Raw genomic sequence first — 21,601 nt, 5'->3', positions numbered from 1 at the left:
CGTCGATCACGGGCGTCTGCGCGCCCCTCGCCGAAGTACAGCCATCGATTCTACACGATCTCCGAGCACCCGACGCCCCTACGTCACCGCGCGTTCGAGGCCGGTGTGCACCGCGAGCGACACGGCGGCGCGGTCGATCCTCGCGAGCAGCCCGCGGTCAGCGATCGCTCCGTCGGCGAAGTCGTCGGAGGTGGCGAAGACGCCCACCGGCGACACGGCGGCGTTGAGGTAGGTGAACAGGGGCCTCAGCTCGTAGTCGACCACGAGCGAGTGGCGCACGCTCCCGCCCGACGCGCCGAGGATCACCGGCCGGTTCGTGAGCGCGTAGGGGTCGACGAGATCGAAGAAGTGCTTGAAGAGCCCCGAGTACCCGCCTTTGAACACGGGCGAGACCGCCACGAGCACGTCGGCGTTCTCGACCTCCGCGATCGCAGCCCGCAGCGGCTCCGTGGGAGCGCCGAGGATCAGCGATCGGCCGATCTCCTCGGCGAGCTGCGCGATCTCGATGACGCTGATCTCGCCGTCGCGGTACTCCCGCACGGCCTCGGCGATCGCACGGCCCAGCACGGTGGTCTTCGACAGCCTGCTGAGGGTGCCGGAGACCACGACGATGCGCTCGCTCATGCCTCACCGCCCGCGACCCGCGTCCGGGCGCCGCCCGGACTTGCGCGCCGCACCCGGCGCTCGCCCGCCCTGATCGCCACCGGCAGCCGGTTCTCGGGGGTCGGCAGCGGGCAGACGAACTGGTCGCTGAACGCGCAGGGCGGCAGGAAAGCCCGGTTGAAGTCGATCTCCGTGCGACCGTCGGCATCGGGAAGCGGCACCGCGAGGAACCGGAAGCCGTAGGTCTCGTCGCCGTTGGTGGTGTCTCCGAACACGACCGACACCGCGTCGGGCCGCAGGGTGGCGGTGAGCCGGAGCGGCTGCCCGTTCAGGGAGAACGCGAGGCTTCCGGAGGTCTCGGCCGTCTTGAGGTATCCGTCGGCGAGCTCGATCTGCCGCTGCTCGGCCCCCGGCTCGAAGCGCGCGTCGACGCGCCACGACTCGTCGGGGTCGAAGGCGTCGATGCCCCGGAGCTCTCGGCGCCCCTCTCCCTCGGGGTCGAAGACCCTGATGGCGAGCGATCCGTCGCGCTCGAACCGGCGGACCACCCGCGATCCCGCCGCGAGCTCCGGGTGCCCGTCGGCCGCGAGCACCGCGTGGCTCTCGAGCGGGGTGCCGTCGGGCAGGGCGTAGTCGCCGGGCTCGAAGTCGGAGCCGACGAGGTCTCCGCCTTGCGCGCGCCACAGGCCGGGCAGCCCGGGCACGGCGCGCGGTTCGCCGTCCAGCCAGCGCGTGAGCGCGAGCGCCGCCGTGCCGTGCGGGGCGGCGGCCGCGGCGAGGCGACGGCGCTGCCACTCGCGCCACTCCCCCGCGAAGGCGGCCCGGGAGGGGCGCGGATCCTCCGCCGAACCGGGATCCGCCGCCCCGGCAGCTTCGGCCGCGCGCGCCGTCACGGCAGCACCTCGGCCCGCTCGGCGCCGACCTGCTCGGCACCGACCGGCTCGGCGCCGGCCCGCTCGCCCGCGAGCAGCTCCGCCCGCCCGCGGGCCCAGCCCTCGCGCAGCAGCGGGACGACCTCTTCGATAAGGATCCGAGCCTTCTCGGCCGTCTCCTCGACGGTGTGCAGGGTCGGGTGGATGCCGAGCACCAGCTCGTCCGAGAGCAGCACCGTGGGGTCGTCGAGCAGATCCGCGGCGAGGGTCTCGGGATCGCCCCACACGAAGTTGTCCGAGAGCAGCTGATCGGCGGGCGAGTGCTCCGGGTTGACGCGGCCGAGGAGGCCCGCGTACTCGTTCCAGTGGGCTGCGCGCACCGAGGCCTCCTCGAGGGCGCGCTGCGTGGTCTCGGCGGGGTAGGCGGTGCGCGACGTCACCACGTAGGGGGTGCGGGTCTCGCCCCACGTCTCGCGGAAGACACGACGGTACTCGAGCACCGACTCGGCCTGGCGCTGCTGGAACGCGCGCCGCTGATCCGGGTGCCGTTCGGGGCCGTTGCCGAAGCGCTCGAGGATGAATCCGTCGCCGCGGCGCGCGGCGAAGCGGATCGTGTCGAGGTTCGAGCTGCCGTGGAAGAGGCGGCCCTGCAGCGCGGTGTTGGCGGGGTAGATCGAGGCGCTGCCGCCCTCGATGCGGTTGCCCTCGAGGCCCCAGTGCAGAGTGTCGATCTTGTGCTCGAAGCTGCGGTCGCGGTCGGGCTCGTACGCCTCGAACACGTGGTAGGAGTCGCTCGGCACGCCCTTGCCGAGGCCGGCGAGCAGGCGGTGCCCCGAGAGGTGGTCAATCACCGAGAGCTCTTCGGCGACGCGCACCGCGTCGTCGAAGATGACGGGCAGCACCGCCGTGCCGATTCCGATCCGCTCGGTGTTCGTCGCGAGGGCGCCGAGGAAGGCGTAGGGGGTGGGCAGCGTGGCCCAGCCGCTGCCGAAGTGGCGCGTGGCGATCCAGGCGCTGTCGTAGCCCTGCTGCTCGAGCTGCTGCACGAGCCCGATGTTCTCGCGGTAGACCGTCGAGACGTCCTCGCTCTGGTCGAGGTGCGTGATGAAGCCGATGCGCAGGCGCTCGCCGATGTCGGTGGTGCCCGCCGGGCTCCGGGTGCCGAGGGGCGGGTGCAGCGGTTGCGTGGTCATGGTCGTGTTCTCCTGATTCGTCGTGGTCCGGCCGCTACACGCGCGCCAGTCTGCTGGTCACGTCGGGTTCGCCGATCCCGCTCGTGAAGGGTGAGAGGTCCCGTGGCACGGGGCGGTCGGGGATGCCGCGGTCGACCCAGGGCGCACTCGTGCGCGGGGAGTCCGCCTGCAGGCCCGGCAGTTCGGCGGCGAAGAGCTCGATCGACTCGAGCACGTGCTGGTGCTGCACGTGCGGCCCGTGGAACTGGATGGCCGTCTCCTCGGTACCGGAGAACTGCTCGGTCCAGGGCCAGATCTTGTCGGCGACCTCGCTCGCGGTGCCCACGGCGAACGAGAGCCGCTCGGCGATCTCGTCGAAGTCGGCGCTGTCGGGGCCGCCGCGCCAGTCGGTTCTGAGATAGATCGCGGCGTACTCGCGCAGGAACTCGACCGCTCGCTCGCGCGCGATCTCGGCGGTCGGCCCGACGAGGCCCGACCGCAGGTGCACCACCTCGCCGCCGGGCACCGCTCGACGGTACTCCTCGTTGATGCGCAGCCGCTCGGCGAGCGGGAGGGGGCGCGGGATCATCAGCCGGAAGCCGTGCTGCGAGGCGAGGGGGATCGCGTTGCTGCCGGCGGCCGTCCAGATCACGTCGCTCGCCGGGCGGCCGGGCGGGGGCGAGATCTCGACGTTCGAGAACGAGTAGTGCTCGCCCTCGAAGTCGACCACGCCGTCGTCGAAGGCCTGGCGCAGGATCTCGTGGATCTCGCGGGCGCGCTGAGCCGCGTCGCCCGGTTCGAACCCCCAGACCCTCGACAGCTCCTCGGTCGTCATGCCGGTGCCGACACCGAGGTCGAGACGCCCGCCGGAGAGCGCGTCGATGAGCGCGGCCTGTTCGGCGAGACGGATCGGGTGGTAGTACGGGGCGCACGCGATCGCCGTGCCGAAGCGGATGCGCTCGGTGACGCCGCTCAGCCGTGCGATGAGGCTGAGCGGGTCGGGGATCTCGCCGCGCGAACCGAAGTGGTGCTCGGTGAACCAGGCGCCGTGGTACCCCAGGGCGTCGCCGAGCACCACCTGCTGCTCGATCTCGCGGTAGAGCCGCGCCGGCGACTGTCCCGGCGACGTGTCGCCGTAGTAGAAGAGGTCGATGCGGGGCATGTGACCGTTCCTTTCGTTGGTGTGACGGGCCGGCGGGGCGAGGGCTCCGCCGGCCCGGATCGGGTGCGGCTACTGCTGCAGCCAGACGTCGTAGAAGGTGTCGGTGTAGCCCACGGCGTCGAACTTCCAGCCGCCGACCTCATCGGTCGTGCCGACGATCTTCTTGGGCACGTAGAGCGGCACGGCGTAGCCCTCGTCGAGGATGCGGTGCTGCACGACCTTCGCGGCGTCGATGCGCTCCTGCGGCTCGAGCGAGGAGTTGATGATGCCGTAGGCGGCGTCGATCTCGGGGTCGCTGAGCAGGCCGTAGTTGATGCCCGAGCCGCCGTTCGAGCTCGGGATCGCGATCGTCGTGAAGGGGAACACCGAGGTGCCCACGTCGGCGAAGCCGCGCGACGAGTCGGAGAGGTGGTGCTCGCCCTTCGCGAGCTCGGCGGTGTAGGCCGCGGAGTCGAACGGGGTGCGCACGACCTCGAAGCCCGCCTCCTTCAGCGACGACGCCACGGCCTCGCCGAGCTGCTGCCGCTGGTCGGTCTGCTGGTACAGGCTGTCGACGTACCACTGCAGGGTGAGCCGCTCGCCGTCCTTCACGCGGTAGCCCTCGTCGTCGACCTCGGTGTAGCCGGCCTCCTCGAGCAGCTCGATCGCGTGGTCGGGCTCGTAGCCCCAGCTGTCGACGAGGGTCTCGTCGAACGAGCCGGCGGGCGGGGTGTCGGGCAGGGTCGTGCTCCACGCTTTCTCGTAGACCCCCGCGTAGACGCCCTCGAGCAGCCCGTCGACGTCGATGGCCTCGCGGAAGGCGAGACGCACGTTCTTGTCGTCGAACGGTGCGAGGTTGGGGTTGAGCGCGATGTAGTAGGGCGTGCCGGTGTTGTCCTTCTCGAGCACGGTGAGGCCCGCGCCCTCGACCTCGGGGATGTTGAGCGGCGGCACCTGGTCGATCGCGTCGGCCTGCCCCGAGGTGAGAGCCCCGATGCGGGCCTGCGTCTCGGGCACGAACTGGACCACCACCTCGTCGAGGTAGGCGGGCCCCTCGTGCTCCCACGTCTCGGGGGCCCAGTCGTACTCGTCGTTGCGTTCGAGCACGAGCTGCGAGCCCTTCGTGTACTCCTTCACCTTGAAGGCGCCCGTGCCGATCGACAGCTCCGGCGACGCGGCGAGCTCGGCCGCGCTGTGGTTCGCGAGCACCTCGCCCGAGTAGATGGGCCAGTGCGGGGTCGAGAACGCGTGGATCAGCGCGGCGTTGGGGCGGCTGAGCCGCACCTGGAGGGTGTGCTCGTCGACCACGGTGTTCTCGGCGATCCCCGTCGAGACGGTCGCGAGGTCGGGCTCGTTCAGCGGGCGGTCGAGGTTCTGCTTCAGCACCTCCGCGTTGAAGGGCGAGCCGTCGTGGAAGGTGACGCCCTCCCTGAGCGTGAAGGTGTAGGTGAGCCCGTCGTCGCTGATCTCCCACTCGGTGGCGAGCCCCGGGCGGTAGGTGCCGTCGTCGGCCTGCGCGACGAGGGTGTCGAAGATGGAGCTGTTGATCGAGTTGGCGTTCAGGCTCGGGATGCGCTGGCCGTCCCAGACCGGTGGCTCGGTGTTGGCGAAGTAGGTGAGGGTGCCGCCCGCGACGGGGGTGCCGCGGTCGCCGCCAGGCTCGGCGGCCTGGCCGCTCGCTGAGCAGGCCGACAGCCCGAGGGCCGCGGCGAGGGCGAGGGCGGGGAGGATGAGGTGTTTCCGTTTCATGATGGGGAGATGCTTTCGTGAGGGGTGGGAGTGGTGGTGTGGGTCGGGGTCGGCGGCGAGAAGCGGAGCTTCGGGATCGCGTCGACGAGTCGTCGGGTGTAGTCGTGCTGCGGGTGCTCGAACACGGCCTGGGTGCGCCCCGCTTCGACCACCCGGCCGCGGCGCATCACGAGCACCTCGTCGGCGACGTGGCGGATCACGCCGAGGTCGTGCGAGATGAACAGCAGCGAGATGCCCGTGCTGCGCTGCAACTCGGCGAGCAGGTCGAGCACCTGCGCCTGGATCGAGACGTCGAGCGCGGAGACCGCCTCGTCGCAGACCAGCACCTCGGGATCGGTCGCGAGCGCCCGGGAGATCGCGACCCGCTGGCGCTGGCCCCCCCCCGACAGTTCGAGGGGGTTGCGCGCGAGATGCTCGGCGCCGAGATCGACGCGCTCGAGCAGCTCGACGGCGCGGTCGCGCCGCTCGCAGCGGGGCACGCCGATCGCTTCGAGCGCCTCCGAGAGGATCGAGCGCACGTCGGCGCGCGGGTCGAAGGATCCGAGGGGGTCCTGCGAGATCGACTGGATGCGGTTGCGGCGCGCCCGGCGCTCGCGCTCGGGCGCCGTCGACCAGGCGAGGCCGTCGAGCAGCACCTCCCCCGCGTCCGGCTCGGTGAACCCGAGCACGACGTCGGCGGCGGTCGACTTGCCCGATCCCGATTCTCCGACGATGCCGAGCGTGCTGCCACGGCGCAGCGCGAACGAGACGCCGTCGAGGGCCGCGGTGCGCCCCCCGCCCGGTCGCCGGTAGCGCTTGACGAGGTCGAGGGCCTGCAGCACCGGCTCGTCGTCGACCGGTGCGGATGCCTGCGCCGATGACGCCGACGACGCCGGCGACGCGCCGGGCCCGCCCGCGGCGGGGCCCGGCGCAGGGGGCGCCGAGAGCCGCCTGCCCCGGGAGCGCTGCGAGGGGATCGCTGCGAGCAGCTGCTTCGTGTACTCGGATTCGGGAGCTCCGAGCACGCGCTCGGTGCGACCCTGCTCGACCACCCTGCCGCGGTTGAGCACGAGGATCTCGTCGGCGATCTGTGAGACGACGGCGAGGTCGTGGCTCACGAGGATGAGGCCGGTGCCCTGGGCCCGCAACCCCGCGAGGAGCTCGAGCACCTGGGCCTGCACGGTCACGTCGAGCGCCGTGGTCGGCTCGTCGGCGATCAGCACTCCGGGGCCGGCCGCCACCGCGCTCGCGATGAGCGCCCGCTGGCGCAGGCCGCCCGAGAGCTCGTGCGGGTACTGCCTCGCCCGCACGGGCGCCTCCGGCACCCCCGCGCGTTCGAGCAGCTCGATCGCGCGGGAGACGCGGCCCGAGCGGCCGAGCCTGCGGTGGGCTCGCAGCGGTTCGGCGACCTGCGCCCCGACGCGGGCGAGCGGGTCGAGCGAAACGAGCGCGTCCTGCAGCACGAGGCCGACCTCGGCTCCACGCACCTCCCGCCACTCCCGCGGAGTGAGCGCGAGCAGGTCGCGGTCGCGGAGGCGGAGCGCTGCGGCCTCGACGGTGGAGCCCCGGCCGACGAGACCGAGCAGGCTGCGCACCGTCACCGACTTCCCCGATCCCGACTCGCCCACCAGCGCGACGCACTGGCCCGGATAGAGACGGAAGCCGACCCCGCTGACGGCGGTGAGCGCGCCGAAGCGCACCGAGAGGTCTTCGACATGAACGAGCGGCGTCGTCATAGTGAACTCCGTTTCGCGATGAACCGCTGCTGCGACCAGCGGCCGACGACGGTGATCGAGACCACCGTCACGGTGATGAACAGGCCCGGCCAGATCGCCGTCCAGGGGGCGATGCTGAGGTACTGCCTGGCCTCCGAGAGCATGAGCCCCCACTCGGGCGTGGGCGGCACCGCGCCGAGGCCGAGGAAGCTGAGGGACGCGCCGAAGATGATGCTGACTCCCACGCCGAGCACCGCGTGCACCAGCACGGGGCCGAGACTGTTGGGCACGACGTGGCGCAGGATCAGGCGAGCCGGGCTGAGACCCAGACCGACCCCGGCGCGCACGAAGCCCGACTCCCGGATGCGCAGCACCTCGCCGCGCACGAGTCGCGCCGATCCCGGGATGCGGCCCAGGCCGACCGCCCAGATCAGGCTCCACTCCCCCGGGCCCAGCACCGTGATGGTGACGAGCGCCACGAGCACGTCGGGGAACGCGAGCAGCACGTCGAGGAAGCGGGTGATGGCGCGATCCCACACCCCTCTCGCGTAACCCGCGAGCACCCCGAGCACGACGCCCCCGACGAGGCCGATGAGCGTCGCACCGAGGCCGAGCAGGATCGAGTACCTCGCGCCGTGCACCAGCCGCGAGAACTGGTCGCGGCCCAGCTGGTCGGTGCCGAGCCAGTGCTCGGCGCTCGGGCCGGCGAACGAGTCGCGGGGGTCGCTCGCGATGGGATCCTGACCGGTGAACAGGCCGGGCGCCAGCGCGGCCACCACCAGCAGGGCGAAGACGGCGAGCGCGAGCAGCACCCCCGGGGGCGGGAGCTCGCGGCGGCGAGCGCGGGATCCGGTCGGAGTCGGACGCAGGGCTTCGAGCGTCATCGCTCCTCCTTCAGGCGCGGATCGATCAGCGGGAGCAGCAGATCGACCACGGTGTTGATGACGATGAAGACGAGCGCGGCGAAGATCACGAACCCGAGCACGACCGGCACGTCGCGATTCTGCAGCGCCATCACGATCACCCGGCCGATGCCGGGCCTCGCGAAGAGCGTCTCGATGATCACGGTGCCGGTGAGCAGCGAGCCGAAGATGATGCTGCTCAGGGTGAGGGCCGGTACGCTCGCGTGCCGCAGCAGGTGCCTCGAGCGCAGCCCGGCCTCGCCCACCCCGCGGGCGCGGATCGTGGTGACGAACGGCTCGTGCAGCTGATGCTCCACGCGTTCGCGCAGGATCTGGGTGATGACGCCCACGAGCGGCACCGCGAGCGTGATGACGGGCAGCACGAGCGCCACCGGCGACTCGTTGCCGAAGGCCGGCACCCAGCGCAGTCCGAAGGAGAAGATCGTCATCAGCACGATCCCCAGCCAGAAGGACGGCACCGACACCGCCACGATCTCGAGCGCCTGCGCCACGAAGCGCACGGCGGGGCGCTGCCCGCTGGTCAGCAGCGCGATGGCCGCCGAGAGCACCACGGCGAGCAGCATGGCGGCCACCGTGAGCTCGACCGTCGCTCCCAGCTCGCCGAACAGCACCTCTGAGACGGGGCCCCGCGGTGGTAGCTGGTGCCGAGGTCGCCCTGCACCACGCCCAGCAGGTAGGCGAAGTACTGCACGATCACCGGCTGATCGAGCCCGTAGTGGGCGGCGATCGCCGCTCGCATCTCGGGCGTCGCGTCCTGCACGCCCGAGAGCAGCACGTCGAGCGGGTCGCCCGGGATGAGGCGCAGCGCGAGGAACGCGACGGTCGCCGCCAGCCACACGACGAGCACGAGATCGAGCACGCTGCGCAGCAGCACGCGCAACCATCTCGGGGCGGCGATGCGCGGCACCCGGGCGGTGCGCGCGGCGACGGCCGAGGCGGTCACCGCTCCCACCGCCTGCGTCCGCCGCGCTGCTCGAACTCGGCGAGCGCGGCCTCGCGCAGCTCGGCGTCGACGAGGTAGTCGGCTGCGAGCCCCGCGAGGGCGGAGGCGCCGTCGACGAGCGCGTCGAAGGCGGCCGGTTCGACCGTGCTCGCCGCGAAAGCGGCGTTGTGCGGCAGCACGTCGGGCGCGCCGCCGAGGCCGAGAGCCGGGTGGATCGCCGGGATCAGCCAGCTCACGTTGCCCATGTCGGTCGATGGGCCGCCCTGGGTGGCCCGGGCGGGTGTGAGCGGCACCGTGCGCCCCCGCTGCTCGAGGTGGCGCGCCCAGTGCTTGACGAGTGCGACGTTCTGCTTGAGCGGCAGGTAGGGCGGTTCGAAGTCGGCGTCGATCTCGACGGTCGTGCCGGTGGCGAGAGCCGCGGCCTCGAGGATGTCGATCACGCGTTCGGTGAGCACCTTGAGCGTCTCGATCTCGGTCGAGCGGATGAGGAACTCGGCCTCCGTGAGCTCGGGCACCACGTTGGCGGCCGCACCGCCGTTCGTGATGATCCCGTGGATGCGGTCGATCGGGAGGATGTGCTGCCGCAGCTGCGCGATCGACTGGTAGGCGGTGACCACGGCGTCGAGCGCGTTGAGGCCGAGATACGGGCTGAGCGCCGCGTGGCCGGCGCGGCCGCGATAGCGCACCCGGATGCGCCGCACCCCGCTCGTGCCCGAGCCGTAGACGGGAGAGACCTGGTCTCCCACGGAGGGGTGCACCATGCCGGCCGCGTCCACGTCGTCGAAGCCGCCGGCGCGGATCACGTGCTCCTTGCCGCCGCCGCCCTCCTCGGCCGGCGTGCCGATGATGCTGAGGCGGCCGCCGATGCGGGCGATCTCGGGGGCGAGACCGATGAACGCGCCCGCCGCGATGCCCGCGATGATGTTGTGCCCGCAGGCGTGCCCGATGCCGGGCAGCGCGTCGTACTCGGCCACGATGGCGAAGTGCGGCCCGTCGGTGCCGACCGTGGCCCGGAAGGCGGTGTCGAGCCCGAACGCGCCCACCTCGGCCTCGTAGCCGTGGCGCGCCAGCAGCTCGGCGATGCGGGCCACGCTGCGGTGCTCCTCGAAGCCGATCTCGGGATCGTCGTGCAGCTCGATCGCGAGTCGTTCGAGGTCGCCCCGCACGGACTCGATGCGCTGCGTCGCGCGTGCCGCGGTGTCGCGGTCCGCGCCGGCGAACGGGGTGCCTGCGACGATCTCGTCGGAGCCCGCCCGCTGCGCCGATGCTCCGTATGCCGTGTAGACCTCGAGGGGGTCGGTGCCGGTGCGGCTCATCGCTCCTCCTCCGGGAATCGGGGGTCGAAGGGCACTCCGCCCAGCACCCGCTCCACCGCCTGCGATATCTCAGCCACCAGGCAGCCGTCGAGCTCGACTCCGGCCGCGACGAGGTTCTGCACCAGGTGCCCGATCGACCTCGAGCCGGCGACGGCGAGCGAGTGGGGCTGCGTGGTGAAGATCCAGGCCAGGCTGAGTTGGTGCGGGGTGAGGTCGATGCGCTCGCCGATCGACCTGAACTCGGCGAAGAGCCGCTCCTTGTCCTCGGCGCGCAGGCCGCGGCCCACGAGCGGCCAGTAGGCGACGAACGGGATCCCGAGCTCGCGAGCCCGCGACGCCACCGCCGTGTTGCGGCGGGCGACGGGGTTGTAGAGGCTCTGCACGGCCGCGAGACCGGGCTCGACGGCGATCACCTGTTCGAGCTGCGCGGCGGTGGGCTCGCTGACGCCGATGGCGCCGACGTCGCCCCGGTCCCGCGCCTCCTGCAGGGCGCCGAGCTGATCGGCGAGCGGGTAGTCGGGGTCGATCCGGTGCAGGTAGAGCAGATCGATCCGGTCTCGCTGCAGGCGCTGCAGGCTGAGGCGGATCTGCTGCCGCAGGTAGTCGGGCAGGCCGAGCACGCCCCACGCGTCGGGGGCGGGGCGCAGCATGCCGACCTTGGTGGCGACGAGCACGTCGTCGCGGTTGCCGAGCGCCTCGCCGATCAGCTGCTCGCTGATTCCGGGGCCGAGCGCGTCGGCGGTGTCGATGTAGTCGTAGCCCGCGTCGACCGCGGCGAGGAGGAGGTTGCGGGCCGAGGCCGGATCCTGCGGGGCTCCCCAGCCGTCTCCCGCCGTGAGCCTGGCCGCACCGAACCCCACCCGGGTGACCGATGCTCCGGCGAGCCGGGTCTCCCCGGCGGCCGTCAGTGTTCGTGCCGTCATGTTCATCCTTACGCTGTGCTCGCGGCGATCCCGATTCCGATCCGGGATCCCCATCTAGAAGCTCAGCGCATGGGTCACATAAGCGGATGCACAGTAATGTTACGACGCCCCTTCATACCGCGTAGCACGGCGTCATCGAACGCAGCACGGCGTAACACTCGCCGCGGACGCACGGAAAAGCGCTATGGCGGCGCCGACCACCCGAGAGCGGACCGCCCCGCGAACGGGCGCGCCGCCGCGCCGGCCGACCGCCCCTGCGCCTCGAGGCCGGGGCGGAGCCCGTCACCCGGCCTCGGCGAGCCGCCAGTCGACGGGGTCGGCGCCCTGGCCGACCAGCGCGTCGTTCGCACGGCTGAACGGGCGCGACCCGAAGAAGCCGCGCGAGGCCGAGAGCGGCGACGGGTGCGGGCTCTCGATGCGCGGCACCGCCCCCAGCATCGGCGCGAGCGACCGGGCGTCATTGCCCCAGAGGATCGCGACGAGGGGCCCGCCGCGGGCCGCGAGCGCGCGGATCGCGTGCTCGGTGAAGGTCTCCCAGCCCTTGCCACGGTGCGACGCGGGCGCCCCCGTGCGCACCGTCAGCACTCGGTTGAGCAGCATGACGCCGTGATCAGCCCAGGACGTGAGATCGCCGTGCGCCGCCGGCGGCACGCCCAGGTCGTCGTGCAGTTCGCGGTAGATGTTCTGCAGACTGCGCGGGATCGGGCGCACATCGGGAGCGGTGGCGAAGGAGAGGCCGATGGGATGACCCGGCGTCGGATAGGGATCCTGCCCCACGATCAGCACCCGCACGTCGGCGAGCGGCCGCTGGAAGGCCGCGAGGATGCGATCGCCCGCGGGAAGCACCCGCTGCCCGGCAGCCCGCTCGGCGTTCAGGAACCTGCCGAGCTCGGCGAGACGGTCGCCCATCGGCTGGAGCGCGGCGGCCCAGTCGGCCGCGATGTGCCCGTTCTCCGCGAGCTCGTCGAGTGTCATCGCCATCGCGCTCACTCCGCCCTCGGCACCAGCGGGCCGCGGTGGGTGTGGAACACGCTCGACTGCGCGACGGGGCGCACCACGATCAGGTCCTGGTTGACGTGCGGGGGCTGCTCGAACGCGCCCACGAGCACGCGCGCGACGTCGTCGGCCTGCAGAGGGATCACGTCGGCGTAGGGTCTCGCCGCCTCCGCGGCGTCGCCGCGCAGCCGGTTGAGCGTGAACTCCTCGGTGTGCACGAGGCCCGGCGCGAGCTCCATCACCCGGATCGGCTCGCCCGCCAGTTCGAGCCGCAGCACGCCCGTGACGGCGTGCGCCGCGTACTTGGCGGCGTTGTATCCGCCGCCGCCCGGATAGGCGTCGTGCCCCGCGGTCGAGGTGAGGTTGAGGATCGAGGCCCACCCCGTCCGTCGCGCGCCCACGCGCAGCACGGGCAGCAGTGCCGCCGTGACCGAGCGCAGGCCGATCACGTTCACCTCGAACATGCGGCGCCAGTCGTCGTTCGACGCGTGCTCCACCGATTCGACGCCCAGGGCGCCTCCCGCGTTGTTCACGAGACCCGTCGCGCCGCCCGTCGCGGTCACCTCCGCCGCGAGCCGCGTCACCTGCTCCTCGTCGGTCACGTCGCAGACGACGGCGTGCGCACCGGTCTCCTCTGCGAGCGCGCGCAGCCGATCCTCGCGGCGGGCCACGGCGACGGTCTGCCAGCCGAGCTCGGCGAACCGCCGCACGGTCGCCGCACCGATCCCGGAACTCGCGCCCGTCACCACCACTCGTCTCAGCATCGCCGCTCCCTCCGCGCTCCGCCCCCATCCTATGTTCCTCCCGGATCCCGTGCCGGGACCCGCCGGAGCGGCGGCCCGAGGGCGCGCAACGTTACGCATCGTGTCTCGTTCCGTTGCCGTTCACAGGCTCGCTTCGTAGTCTCGACACCGTCGCCGTTCCGAGCGATCCCCGTCACCGCCGTACAGACCACCGCCGTACACACTCACCGAGGAGTATCCATGACCGACCAGACCTGGGGTTTCGAGACCAAGCAGATCCATGCGGGCCAGCAGCTCGACGAGACCGGCGCCCGCGCGCTGCCGATCCACCAGACCACGTCCTTCGTGTTCGAGAACACCGACCAGGCGGCGAACCGCTTCGCGCTCGCCGAGCTCGGCCCGATCTACACCCGCATCACGAACCCCACGCAGGCCGTCGCCGAGGAGCGCATCGCCGCGCTCGAGGGCGGCACCGCCGCCCTGCTGCTCGCGAGCGGTCAGGCCGCCTCGACCTTCGCGGTGCTGAACATCGCGAACGCCGGCGACCACATCGTCTCGTCGAGCTCCATCTACGGCGGCACCTACAACCTGTTCAAGTACTCGCTCGCGAAGCTCGGCATCGAAGTCACCTTCGTCGAGGACCAGGACGATCCGGCGGCGTGGCAGCGGGCCGTGCGCCCCAACACCAAGCTGTTCTTCGCCGAGTCGATCGCGAACCCCCGCTCGGCGATCCTCGACATCCGCGCCGTCTCCGACGTGGCGCACGAGAACGGTCTGCCGCTCATCATCGACAACACCGTCGCGAGCCCCTACCTCGTGCGGCCCTTCGAGCACGGCGCCGACATCGTGCTGCACTCGGCCACGAAGTTCCTGGGCGGCCACGGCACCACCCTCGGCGGCGTGATCGTCGACGGCGGCACCTTCCCCTGGTCGCAGCACACCGACCGCTTCCCGGGCCTCACCGAGCCCGACCCCTCCTACAACGGCGTCAGCTACACGGGCGCCGTGGGCGACGCGATCGCCTACATCATCAAGGCGCGCGTGCAGCTGCTGCGCGACCTCGGCTCGGCCATCGCGCCGCACAGCGCCTGGCTGCTGCTGCAGGGCATCGAGACGCTGTCGCTGCGCATCGAGCGCCACGTGCAGAACGCGCAGGAGGTCGCCGAGTGGCTCGACGGCCACGACGACGTCGCCACCGTCTACTACTCGGGGCTGCCCTCGAGCCCCTGGTACGCGCTCGCCAACGAGTACGCCCCGAAGGGCGTCGGCGCCGTGCTCTCGTTCGAGCTGAAGGGCGGCGTCGAGGCCGGCAAGGCGTTCGTGAACAGCCTCGAGCTGTTCAGCCACGTCGCCAACATCGGCGATGTGCGCAGCCTCGTGATCCACCCGGCCTCGACCACGCACTCGCAGCTCACCCCCGAGCAGCAGCTCACGGCCGGCGTCACCCCCGGCCTCGTGCGCCTGTCGGTGGGCCTCGAGAACATCGTCGACATCAAGGCCGACCTCGAGCAGGGCTTCGCCGCGGCGCGCCGCATCGTCGCCGAGGCGAACGCGCAGGCGTAGCGCGCGCGTCGCGAGCGGGGCCCGGGCTTCGGCCCGGGCCCCGCTCCGTCGTTCAGGCCGTACGGCGAGAGGTCGCCACGACCCCCGCGCTCGCGCACACGACGAGCAGGATCGCGAGCAGCTGCCGCGCGTCGAGCTGCTGGTGCAGCACAGCGAAGCCCGCGAGCGCCGCGACCGCGGGGCCGAGGCTCGACAGCACCCCGAACACGCGAGCCGTCATGCGCTTCAGCGCCAGGAACTCCAAGCCGTAGGCGATGACGCTCGTCATGAGGGCGAGGATCGCGAAGGCCCCGAGCAGGGCCGGGTCCTGCCGCACGGCCACGGCTGCATCCACGGCACCGAAGGGCACGACCACGAGCGCCGCCACCGCCACCGCCGCAACGAGGCCGTCGATGCCGCGCACGCGCGAGCTCAGGCGCGCGGAAGCCAGGATGTAGAGCGCCCAGAACGCCGCCGCGACCGCGGCGAAGAGCGCGCCGCGCAGGGTCACCGCGCCGGTGTCGTCGAGACCGAGCAGCAGGATGCCGCCCACGGCCAGCCCCACCCAGGCGGCGTCCACCGGCCGGCGGATGCCCGCCGCGGCGACCGCGAGCGGTCCCATGAGTTCGATGGTGACGGCGAGGCCGAGCGGGATCTCGTCGATCGACAGGTAGATGAACACGTTCATGCCGGCCATGCCGATCCCGAGCAGCGCCACGCCCAGCCACGTGCGCGCGCCCCACGCCCGCACCCGGGGCCGTACGATCACGACGAGGATCAGCGCGGCGAAGCCCAGCCGCAGCGCGGCGGCGCCGAGCGGGCCCACCTGGGCGAACAGCGACCCGACGAAGGCGTTGCCGAACTGCACGCTGAAGATCGCGGCGATCGCGAGCAGGCTCGACGGCATGCGGCGGGACGGGGCGGCGGTCGCCTCAGCACCCTATCGCCGGTCCCATGCTTCTTCTCTCGCTGCCATCGGTATGGGATCTGCCGAAGGTATGGCGCCAGCGCCGGAATCGGGCATGTCTTCGGCAGATCCCATATCGACGGCAGGTCACCCGCAGCCCTTCCACCCGTAACATTCGCCCGCGCTGCGCCGGGCCGGGGCAGAATGGACAGTTATGGACTGGCAGACGCCCGAGGACTCGTTCCCCACCGACTTCATCACGGACGCCCAGCTGCGGGCGCTGATGGGGCGTCCGCCGATCTCGGGGGGCTGGCGCGACGGCGATCCGGTGGGCGACCGCCGGTTCGCGAGTATCGGGGCGCTCGCCACCGAGGCGGGCGCCGAGATCCCGAACGTGCGCATCGCCTACGAGACCTTCGGCGAGCTGAACGAGCAGCGCGACAACGCGATCCTGGTGTTCCACGCGCTCACGGGCGACAGCCACCTCGTCGGGCCCGCGGGGCCCGGCCACCCGACCGACGGCTGGTGGAGCGAGATCGTCGGCCCCGGCCGCCCGCTCGACACGAGCCGCTACTGCGTCATCGCGCCCAACGTGCTGGGCGGGTGCCAGGGCTCGACCGGGCCCGGTTCGCTCGACCCGTCGGGGGGGGCGAGTGGGGCGGGCGCTTCCCCTACCTCACGATCCGGGATCAGGTGGCCGCCGCCGCCCGCTTCGCCGACGAGATCGGCATCGACCGCTTCGCCGCCGTGATCGGTGGCTCGATGGGCGGCATGCACGCGCTCGAGTGGGGCATCTCGCACCAGGAGCGCACCGAGCGGCTCGCGGTGATCGCCGCACCCCCGGTCACGACCGCGGACCAGATCGGCCTGAACCTCGTGCAGCTCGAGGCGATCCGCTCCGACCCCTTCTGCCGCGGGGGCAACTACTACGACGCCCCCGACGGGGTGGGGCCGCACCACGGGCTCGCGACGGCCCGCCGCCTCGCCCTGCTGAACTACCGCAGTCACACCGAGCTCGACGACCGCTTCGGCCGCTCCTGGCAGTCGGCGGTCAGCCCGCTCGGCGGCGGCGGACGATTCGCCGTCGAGAGCTACCTCGACTTCCACGGCAACAAGTTCACGCGCCACTTCGACGCGGGCAGCTACGTCACGCTCGTGCAGGCCATGAACTCGCACGACGTGGGCCGCGGGCGCGGCGGGGTGCGGGCGGCGCTCTCGACGCTGCAGCTGCCCACGCTCGTGCTCGGTATCCCGAGCGACCGGCTCTTCACGCTCGAGGGGCAGGACGAGATCGCCCGCCACACCCCCGGCAGCCTCGACGGGGATCGCGCCACGCGCATCGACTCTCCGTTCGGTCACGATGCGTTCCTCATCGAGTTCGAGCGGGTGGGCGAGCACCTGCGGCGTCTGCTCGAGGTGTGATCGCCCCCACCGCCCCTCGAGCCCGTCACGGACGGCGGACCCCCCTCCGCGACTTCATCAACACTTGTGCGATACGCTGGCGGCAACCACTCCGAACTTGTACTACACAATCGGCACAAGTTCGGTGAGCCTGAGAGCGGGACGCCCGTCCCTCGAACCCAGAATGAGGTGCCGATGTCGTCACGTACCGTCTCCGCCAGAGCCGCGCTCCCCGCGATCCTCGCCGCCTCGCTGCTGACGCTCGTCGCCTGCAGCGGGAGCGGCGGCGGGAAGAACGCCTCCGACGATGAAGGCCCGCTCTCCGAGTACCTCTCGTCGCTCTCCAGCGCCGAGACCGAGTCCGAGGAGTTCTACGAGCGCATCAACGCGAAGCGCGAGGAGCTCGTCGCCGAGTGCATGGCCGGCGAGGGCTTCGACTACCAGCCGAACTCCCAAAACGGCGGCATGTCGACACTGGGCGACGACGGGATCGAGTGGGGCAGCCTCGAGTTCGCCGAGCAGTACGGCTACGGCATCGTCGACTGGCCCGGCCTCGCCGAGATGGAGCAGCAGTCCGAGGAGTACGTCGACCCCAACCAGGGATACGTCGAGTCGCTCAGCGAGTCCGAGCAGCAGGCCTACTACGAGGCGCTCTCCGGCCCGCAGCCCAGCGAAGAGGACATGGCCGCTATGGAGGACGGCACCTACGAGTGGGACTGGACCCAGAGCGGCTGCTACGGTGCGGCCGACCACGAGGTGCAGGACGAGTACGGCTCGGCGATGGCCGCCTACGAGGACCCGGAGTTCGCGGAGCTCTTCGAGAGCATGAACGCGGTGTGGAGCGAACTCTACAACTACGACGACCCGGGTGCGCCGAGCCCCAACGACGACGTGGCGAAACTCGACCGCGAGTGGTCGGAGTGCATGGCCGACGCCGGCTACACCGACCTCGTGAGCCCGCAGACCGCGATGGACGGCCTCAACGAGGAGTGGAACACCCTCCAGACCCCGCCCGAGGGCACGGGCGACGACCTCGCGGGCTGGAGCGGGCCGAGCGACCGGCAGAAGTCGGAGTTCCAGCAGCGCGAGATCGAGATGGCGGTCACCGACTGGAAGTGCAAGGACGGCATCGACTACGAGCAGCAGGTGCGCACAGTGCAGTTCGACCTCGAGCAGCGCTTCGTCGACGAGCACCGGGCCGAGCTCGACGCGCTGATCGCCAAGCACGGCGCCGACCAGAAGAAGTCGTAGGCATGGCGCTGCCTGGGCGCCGGAGGCGCGCGGGCTCGGAAGGCGGGCCCGCTGACGGGGTTCGGGATCCCGAGCCCGATACCGAGGCCCCGGCGACCGCCGAGGAGCGGCGACCGGGCTGGTCGGGCACGCGGCTCGTGGCCCTGATCGCCGCGGTCGCCGTCGTGTCGCTGCTGATCGGCGTCGCGGTCATGCAGTTCATCGTGTCGCCCGCCGAGCTCGCGGCTCGCACCGCCGCCCCCGAACCCGGGCCCGTCACCGCGCCGATCGAGCAGCGGACGATCGAGAACACGATCGTCTCCCGGGGCGAGATCACCTACGCCGACGCGGTCGAGGCCTCCGTCGACACCGCCGGGGCCAGCGACCGGCCCGTGGTGACCGGCCACGTGCCGGAGGTCGGCGCCGTTCTGCAACCCGGCGGCATCGCCCTCGAACTCGCCGGCCGCCCGGTCGTGGTGCTCTCCGGCGATCTGCCGGCGTACCGCTCGCTGGCGGTGGGCATGCGCGGCCCCGACGTCGTGCAGCTGAAGGTCGCACTCGCGGGCATGGGGTACTGGGTCGGCGACACCGCCTCCGACGTCTTCGACTACGACACCGCGGTCGCGCTCGGCGTGCTCTACGAGCAGATCGGCTACGCGCCCGCCGCCGGCGGGCCCGAGGCCCAGCAGATGCTGCGCGACGCCGAGCGCGGCGTGCGCGACGCCGGCACGGGGCTCGCGCAGGCCAGAGCCGCGCTGAGCCAGGCCGTCGACGCGGGGGCGACCAACGTGATCGGCGAGCAGGCCGCGGTGAACGCCGCCTCCGATCAGCTCTCGGACGCGCAGCAGCTGCTCGCCGAGGCCCAGGAGGGCGTACTCCCCACGCTTCCGTCGAGCGAGGCGCTCTTCCTCGCCGACCTGCCCCGCCGCGTCGACGCGGTCTCGGTCAAACGGGGCGACATCCTCTCCGGGTCGCCCATGAGCGTCTCGGGCGCCACCCTCACGATCGTGGGCTCGGTGTCGCAGCAGGACGCCGAACTCATCACCGAGGGCCTCACCGCGTTCTTCCCCGCACCCGACGGCACCGAGCTGACCGCCACCGTGCAGCGCGTCACCGCACCCCAGACGCGCTCGACCGAGGGCGCGGCGGAGAACAGCGCGGATCAGAGCTCGGGCGGCGCGGCCCGCTACACCGTCGAGCTGAGCCCGGGCGAGCTCTCCCCCGAGCAGATCGAGGCGCTGCGGGGCACGAACGTGCGCCTGCGCATCCCCATCGCCTCGACCGACGGCGAGGTGCTCGCCGTGCCGATCGCCGCGCTCTCGGCCGGATCGGCGGGCGAGGAACGCGTCGAACTGCTCATCGATCCGAAGAGCGGACCCGACGCCGAGACCGAGAACATCGCCGTGCGGGCGGGGCTCGCAGCCGACGGCTACGTCGAGATCGCCTCCGACGATCCGCGCATCGAGGCGGGGGTCAAGGTCGTGGTGGGGCGATGAGCGACCTCGACGCCCTCATCGCGGGCGCACTGCCCGCCGCCCGCCCGCAACCCGCGAGCGACCGAGAGGTCGTGCGCCGCGCGCGGGCCCGCGCGCAGGCCCACCGCCGGGCCGAGCGCGCCGCGCTCTCGGACTCCGCCGCCGGCGTCGGCCCCGTCGCGGCGGTCGGCGATCCCGAGCACCCCGGCCCCATCATCGAACTCGCCGACGTCACCCGGTTCTTCCCCGGCCCGCCGCCCGTCAACGCGCTGCGCGGAATCGACCTCACCGTCGCGCGCGGCGACTATCTCGCGATCGTCGGGCCCTCGGGATCGGGCAAGTCGACCATGCTCAACACGCTCGGCCTGCTCGACCGCCCGAGCACCGGCCGGTTCCTCTTCGAGGGCGTCGACGTCTCGGAGCTCGACGACGACGAGCGGGCCGCGCTGCGCGCCCGCGCCATCGGCTTCGTGTTCCAGTCGTTCCACCTGCTGCCCACCCGCAGCGTGCTCGAGAACGTCATGCTCGCGGGCGCGTATGCGGGCCTGCCGCGCGAGCAGCGCGAGCCCCTCGCGCGCAGCGCCCTCGAACGGGTGGGGCTCTCCCACCGCGTCGACTTCTCCCCCGGCACGCTGTCCGGCGGCGAGCGCCAGCGGGTCGCCATCGCCCGCGCGGTGTGCACGTCGCCCCGGCTGCTGCTCGCCGACGAGCCCACCGGCAACCTCGATCGCGCCAACTCGCGCGCCGTCATGCGCCTCTTCGACGAGCTCGGCGCCGAGGGCCTCACGATCGTCATGATCACGCACGACGAGGCGGTCGCGGCGTCGGCGCGGCGCCGGGTGCGGATGCACGACGGCGAGCTCTCGGAGATCGCGTGAGGATCCGGCGCGAGCGCCGGCCGCGGCGCGCGATCCCGGGCATCTCCCCGCGGGATCTGATCCGCGAGTCCCTCGAGGGCGCGGGAGCGCGCCCCTCGCGGCTGCTCATCACGCTCGTGGGCACCGTGCTCGGGATCGCCTCGCTCGTCGCCACGATCGGCTTCGCGCAGACCGCGGCCGGTCAGATCGCGCAGCAGTTCGACGCGCTGGCCGCGACGCGCGTGACCATCGAGCCGGGCACGAGCAGCGGGCCCGGCGGCAAGGAGCGCGCCACCGCTCGGCTGCCCTGGGACTCGGTGGAGCGGGTGCGCGACCTCGTCGGGGTCGAGCACGCGGCGCTCTACGCGAAGGCGACGGGCTCCCCGAGCGTCGACGCCGTCGAGGTGCAGGATCCTTCCGCCGCCGCGAAGGCGCCGCCACCCGTCGTCGGCGCCTCGCCGGAGCTGCTCGACGTCGTCGAGGGCGGAATCGGCACGGGCCGCTTCTTCGACTCCGGCCACGAGCAGCGTCGCGACCGGGTGGTCGTGCTCGGGTCGGGGGCGGCCGAGCAGCTCGGCGTGAACCGGGTCACCGGGCAGCCGGCGATCTTCGTCGACGGCCGCGCCTACACGGTCATCGGCATCCTGAGCGAGGTCGGCACGCGCAGCGCGCTGCTCGACTCGGTGATCATGCCGATCGGCACGGCGCGGGCAGAGCTCGGGCTGGCCGCGGCCGAGAGCCTCGACATCCGCATCGCCGTGGGCGCGGGGTCGGTCGTCGCGCACCAGGCGCCGATCGCGCTGAACCCGAACGACCCGCAGGTCTTCAAGGTGTCGGCGCCGCCCGACGGCAGCGCGCTGCGATCGGGGGTCGAGGCCGACGTCAACGTGCTGTTCCTCGCGATCGGCGTCGTGGCGCTGCTCGGCGGCGGCATCGGGATCGCGAGCGTCACCCTGCTGTCGGTGTCGGAGCGGCGGGGCGAGATCGGCCTGCGCCGGGCGCTCGGCGCGCGCACCCGCGACATCGCCGCGCAGTTCATGCTCGAGTCGTTCACCATCGGCGTGCTGGGAGGCCTCATCGGCGTGGTCGTGGGCTCTTCGGGGTGATCGGGGTG

The 21,601-nt window shown here is 72.2% G+C and carries 19 protein-coding genes and 1 pseudogene; 6 read left to right on the top strand and 14 right to left on the bottom strand.

Annotated elements, in window-relative coordinates:
* Positions 1-78 precede the first annotated feature (78 nt).
* The 13 genes from Leucomu_RS04710 to Leucomu_RS04655 form a co-directional block, all read right to left on the bottom strand.
* Positions 79-624, bottom strand: coding sequence for a CE1759 family FMN reductase (locus Leucomu_RS04710; protein ID WP_128386500.1), 546 nt, complete (start codon positions 622-624; stop codon positions 79-81).
* Positions 621-1,496 (bottom strand): DUF1684 domain-containing protein, encoded by an 876-nt coding sequence (locus Leucomu_RS04705; protein ID WP_164884509.1) that lies wholly within the window; start codon positions 1,494-1,496, stop codon positions 621-623. Before Leucomu_RS04705 ends, Leucomu_RS04710 begins: the two co-directional genes overlap by 4 nt.
* Positions 1,493-2,668 (bottom strand): LLM class flavin-dependent oxidoreductase, encoded by a 1,176-nt coding sequence (locus Leucomu_RS04700; protein WP_128386498.1) that lies wholly within the window; start codon positions 2,666-2,668, stop codon positions 1,493-1,495. Before Leucomu_RS04700 ends, Leucomu_RS04705 begins: the two co-directional genes overlap by 4 nt.
* Before the next feature lie 34 nt (positions 2,669-2,702).
* Positions 2,703-3,809 (bottom strand): LLM class flavin-dependent oxidoreductase, encoded by a 1,107-nt coding sequence (locus tag Leucomu_RS04695; protein ID WP_128386497.1) that lies wholly within the window; start codon positions 3,807-3,809, stop codon positions 2,703-2,705.
* Positions 3,810-3,878: 69 nt separating this feature from the next.
* Positions 3,879-5,537 carry an ABC transporter substrate-binding protein gene (locus Leucomu_RS04690; protein WP_128386496.1) on the bottom strand — a complete coding sequence of 553 codons (1,659 nt, stop codon included), beginning with the start codon at positions 5,535-5,537 and terminating at the stop codon, positions 3,879-3,881.
* Entirely contained in the window at positions 5,534-7,252 is a 1,719-nt protein-coding gene (locus Leucomu_RS04685; RefSeq protein ID WP_128386495.1) for a dipeptide ABC transporter ATP-binding protein, read from the bottom strand. The genes Leucomu_RS04690 and Leucomu_RS04685 overlap by 4 nt, the downstream gene beginning before the upstream one ends.
* Positions 7,249-8,115: an ABC transporter permease gene (locus Leucomu_RS04680; protein ID WP_128386494.1), complete on the bottom strand. Its 867-nt coding sequence runs from the start codon at positions 8,113-8,115 to the stop codon at positions 7,249-7,251. Before Leucomu_RS04680 ends, Leucomu_RS04685 begins: the two co-directional genes overlap by 4 nt.
* Positions 8,112-8,765 carry an ABC transporter permease gene (locus Leucomu_RS04675; RefSeq protein ID WP_228407285.1) on the bottom strand — a complete coding sequence of 218 codons (654 nt, stop codon included), beginning with the start codon at positions 8,763-8,765 and terminating at the stop codon, positions 8,112-8,114. Before Leucomu_RS04675 ends, Leucomu_RS04680 begins: the two co-directional genes overlap by 4 nt.
* A complete protein-coding gene (locus Leucomu_RS15445) occupies positions 8,675-9,097 on the bottom strand; it encodes an ABC transporter permease family protein (RefSeq protein ID WP_228407284.1) in 423 nt (140 codons plus the stop codon). The genes Leucomu_RS04675 and Leucomu_RS15445 overlap by 91 nt, the downstream gene beginning before the upstream one ends.
* Positions 9,094-10,413: an amidohydrolase gene (locus tag Leucomu_RS04670; protein ID WP_017885204.1), complete on the bottom strand. Its 1,320-nt coding sequence runs from the start codon at positions 10,411-10,413 to the stop codon at positions 9,094-9,096. The genes Leucomu_RS15445 and Leucomu_RS04670 overlap by 4 nt, the downstream gene beginning before the upstream one ends.
* Entirely contained in the window at positions 10,410-11,336 is a 927-nt protein-coding gene (locus Leucomu_RS04665) for an aldo/keto reductase (RefSeq protein WP_164884508.1), read from the bottom strand. The genes Leucomu_RS04670 and Leucomu_RS04665 overlap by 4 nt, the downstream gene beginning before the upstream one ends.
* 282 nt (positions 11,337-11,618) lie before the next feature.
* Entirely contained in the window at positions 11,619-12,317 is a 699-nt protein-coding gene (locus Leucomu_RS04660; protein WP_017885206.1) for a uracil-DNA glycosylase, read from the bottom strand.
* 5 nt (positions 12,318-12,322) lie between these two features.
* The gene (locus Leucomu_RS04655; protein ID WP_031290316.1) at positions 12,323-13,096 is read right to left on the bottom strand and encodes an SDR family oxidoreductase; all 774 of its coding nucleotides are present in this window, start codon (positions 13,094-13,096) and stop codon (positions 12,323-12,325) included.
* A 219-nt stretch (positions 13,097-13,315) separates the two neighbouring features.
* Here Leucomu_RS04655 and Leucomu_RS04650 point away from each other — a divergent pair, with 219 nt between their 5' ends.
* Positions 13,316-14,638 carry a bifunctional o-acetylhomoserine/o-acetylserine sulfhydrylase gene (locus Leucomu_RS04650; protein ID WP_017885208.1) on the top strand — a complete coding sequence of 441 codons (1,323 nt, stop codon included), beginning with the start codon at positions 13,316-13,318 and terminating at the stop codon, positions 14,636-14,638.
* Between the two features lie 52 nt (positions 14,639-14,690).
* Here the strand turns inward: Leucomu_RS04650 and Leucomu_RS04645 are convergent, their stop codons facing one another.
* The gene (locus tag Leucomu_RS04645; RefSeq protein ID WP_128386492.1) at positions 14,691-15,524 is read right to left on the bottom strand and encodes an EamA family transporter; all 834 of its coding nucleotides are present in this window, start codon (positions 15,522-15,524) and stop codon (positions 14,691-14,693) included.
* Positions 15,525-15,738: 214 nt separating this feature from the next.
* Here Leucomu_RS04645 and metX point away from each other — a divergent pair.
* From metX to Leucomu_RS04620, 5 genes and pseudogenes are all read left to right on the top strand, one after another.
* Positions 15,739-16,946: pseudogene (gene metX / locus Leucomu_RS04640) on the top strand (homoserine O-acetyltransferase MetX).
* Positions 16,947-17,120: 174 nt separating this feature from the next.
* The gene (locus Leucomu_RS04635; RefSeq protein ID WP_128386491.1) at positions 17,121-18,176 is read left to right on the top strand and encodes a hypothetical protein; all 1,056 of its coding nucleotides are present in this window, start codon (positions 17,121-17,123) and stop codon (positions 18,174-18,176) included.
* Positions 18,177-18,178: 2 nt separating this feature from the next.
* Positions 18,179-19,651, top strand: a complete 1,473-nt coding sequence (locus tag Leucomu_RS04630) for an RND family efflux transporter (protein ID WP_228407282.1) — start codon at positions 18,179-18,181, stop codon at positions 19,649-19,651.
* Positions 19,648-20,508, top strand: coding sequence for an ABC transporter ATP-binding protein (locus Leucomu_RS04625; protein ID WP_128386490.1), 861 nt, complete (start codon positions 19,648-19,650; stop codon positions 20,506-20,508). The genes Leucomu_RS04630 and Leucomu_RS04625 overlap by 4 nt, the downstream gene beginning before the upstream one ends.
* Positions 20,505-21,593, top strand: a complete 1,089-nt coding sequence (locus Leucomu_RS04620) for an ABC transporter permease (RefSeq protein WP_228407280.1) — start codon at positions 20,505-20,507, stop codon at positions 21,591-21,593. The genes Leucomu_RS04625 and Leucomu_RS04620 overlap by 4 nt, the downstream gene beginning before the upstream one ends.
* Positions 21,594-21,601 lie beyond the last annotated feature (8 nt).

Source organism: Leucobacter muris, from assembly GCF_004028235.1.
GTDB classification, from domain to species: domain Bacteria; phylum Actinomycetota; class Actinomycetes; order Actinomycetales; family Microbacteriaceae; genus Leucobacter; species Leucobacter muris.
Note: the sequence above shows the minus strand (reverse complement) of the source record. Positions and strands in the feature narration are given on the sequence as shown.